At 69.0% G+C, this 2,716-nt stretch carries 2 protein-coding genes; both read left to right on the top strand.

The genetic code is table 11. The features are described 5' to 3' along the window. A partial coding sequence (locus ACIRDX_RS22655) for an alpha/beta hydrolase family protein (protein ID WP_396627680.1) occupies positions 1 to 1,515 on the top strand: 1,515 nt, incomplete at its 5' end. 86 nt (positions 1,516 to 1,601) lie between these two features. Then, positions 1,602 to 2,716, top strand: a 1,115-nt coding sequence (locus ACIRDX_RS22650; RefSeq protein ID WP_396627679.1) for a hypothetical protein, incomplete at its 3' end; no start/stop codon positions are given.

Genomic DNA, 2,716 nt, shown 5'->3' with positions numbered 1-2,716 from the left:
GTGTACGAGCCGGTCCCCGCGCCCACCACGCCCACGCCCCTCGTGCTCAACTTCAACGGCCACGAAGGCACGGGCATGGCCAACAGCTACCACCAGGCGCGCGGCATCAACCTGGCGAAGAAGGGGCTGTACGCCATCAACGTCGAGTGGATCGGCCAGACCCAGCTCGCGGTGCCGGGCCTGCAGCATTACCGGATGAACCAGCTCGACCTCGTGGGCACACCGGGGCTGGCCGTGTTCTACGAGTCGTTGCGCCGCACGCTGGACATCGGCCTCGCGCTGCCACACGTGGACGCGACGAAGGTCGCCGTGACGGGCCTCTCCGGTGGCGGCTGGCAGACGATCATCCTGAGCGCGCTCGACACGCGCGTCACGCTGGCCAACCCGGTCGCGGGCTTCTCGAGCTACGTGACCCGCACGCAGTGGCCCGACAAGGACCTCGGCGACTCGGAGCAGACGCCGTCGGACCTCGCCGCCGTGGCCGACTACACGCACCTGACCGCGCTGATGGCGCCGCGCCCGCTGCAGATCACCCACAACGCCCTCGACAGCTGCTGCTACCGCGCCGACTACGCCGTGGGTCCGCTCGTGCAGCAGGCCGCACAGGCGTTCTCGCTGCTCGGTGTGCGCGACAGGCTCGCGTACCACGTGAACTACGACAAGGGCCACAACTACGAGCAGGACAACCGCGAGGCGTTCTACCGCTTCCTGCACAAGAACCTGCTCGGCGGCCGCGTCAGCTTCGACCCGCGCGAGATCGACGTCACGAAGGACATCAGGACACTCGACGCACTGAAGATTCCTGTCCCGGCCGACAACGCCGACTTCACGTCGCTGGCACGCGGCATCCTCGCGTCGCTGCCGGCGCCGAAGGCCCCGACGCGCGCCCGCCTGCAGCAACTGGTGAAGGCGCCGACGTTGACCACGCGCGCCGTGTCTGTCGGCACCGCGCCCGGCGCGGAGTTCTGGCAGCTGCACCTCGACAACTGGACCCTGCCGGTCACGGAACTCTCCCCCGCGTCAGCCGCGACGTCGACGACGCTGCTGCTCGCCGACACGGGCCGCGCGAAGGCGGGCAACGACGCGCGCACGCTGCTCGGCGAGGGACGACGCGTGGTGGCGATGGACCCGTGGTACTTCGGCGAGTCGGCGCTCGGCCGCATCGACTTCCTGTACGGCCTGCTGATGGCCGGGGTCGGCGAGCGGCCGCTCGGTCTCGAGGCCGGTCAGGTGATCGCGACGGCCAAGTGGCTGAAGGCGCGCGATGGCAAGGCCGTGACGATCACCGCGCGCGGTCCGCGCACGAGCCTCATCGCGCTCGTCGCGGCGGCGCTCGAGCCAGACGCGATCGCCGGCATCGAGCTGCACGACAGCTGGTCGACGCTGCGCGAGGTGTTCGACCGCGAGGTGTCGGCGAAGGACATGCCCGAGATGTTCGCGTTCGGCTTGCTCGCCGAGTTCGACATCGCCCAGATCAAGGCGCTCGTCGCGCCGAGGCAGGTGGACCAGAGGTAGGGCGCGGTGTCCCACCGCGCCGCTGTGAAGTTTCTTGCCGTTTGACGGCGCGGTCTGAGACCGCGCCCTACCTGTGTGGAGATGCCATGAGGACCTGTGTCAGGTGCGCGCTGTTCACCCTCGCGGCGGGCCTGTTTGCCAGCCTCGCGCACGCACCGTTGCTGGCGCAGCAGGCGGCACCGCCGCCAGCGCCTGCCCAGCCGCAGGTCGGCGGCGTGTTCCCGCGCCTCTCCGTCGTGTCGGAGCACGTGCCACGTTCGGAAGCGGGCATCGGCGCGATGGTCCCGTGGGCCGATCGACTCTGGCTGGTCGGCTATGTCGCGCACATCACGGGCGCCGGGCTCGGGTTGTACGAGGTGAGCCCCGACCTGCAGATGAAGAAGCATCCGGCAAGCGTCACCGGCACGTTCGCCAACCGGATGATTCACAACGAGTCGAACCAGGCCATCATCGGCCCGTACGCCATCGACCCGGCGGGCATCGTCCGCGTGTTCCCGGAGATGGCGAAGCACCGCCTCGCGGCGACCATGGAGCACCTGACCGATCGCGCGGGCAAGGTGTACTTCCTCACGATGGAAGGGCTGCTCTTCGAGGCCGACGTGAAGACGCTCGAGTCGCGCCAGTTGTTCGACCTGGTGAAGACCCTCGAGCTGCCCACCGGCGTCCGCCCCCACTTCAAGAGCGCCTATACCGAAGCCGGCCGCGTCGTCGTCGCCAACAACAGCTACGACGAGCGCGACTTTACCGGGCAACTTGCCGGTGGACGTCTCGCGGAGTGGGACGGCAAGGCGTGGACGATCCTCGAGCGGAAGCCGTTCGTCGAGGTGTCGGGCAAGGCCTGGAGCCCCGCCGAGTACGGCCGGCCAATCTATGCGGCGGGATGGGACCGCGCGTCAGCGATCCTGAAGGTGTTCCTCAAGGGCGCGTGGCGCACCTATCGCCTGCCCAAGGGCGGCCAGACGTTCGATCACGCGTGGAACACCGAGTGGATGCGCATCCGCGAGGCGCAGACCGAGCGCTTCCTGATGGACCTGCACGGCCTGTTCTACGAGTTGCCGTCGATCGCGTACGAGGGCCAGGTGTGGGGCATCCTGCCGATCGCGCGACACCTGCGCATGGTGCCCGACTTCACGTCGTATCGCGGCCTGCTCGTGCTCGGCGGCGACCAGACCGATCGCAGCCTCGGGCAGCCACAGTCGGG

The sequence above is a fragment of the Luteitalea sp. genome (genome assembly GCF_044337415.1).
Lineage (GTDB): Bacteria > Acidobacteriota > Vicinamibacteria > Vicinamibacterales > Vicinamibacteraceae > Luteitalea.
This window is presented reverse-complemented; position numbering and strand designations above follow the sequence as displayed.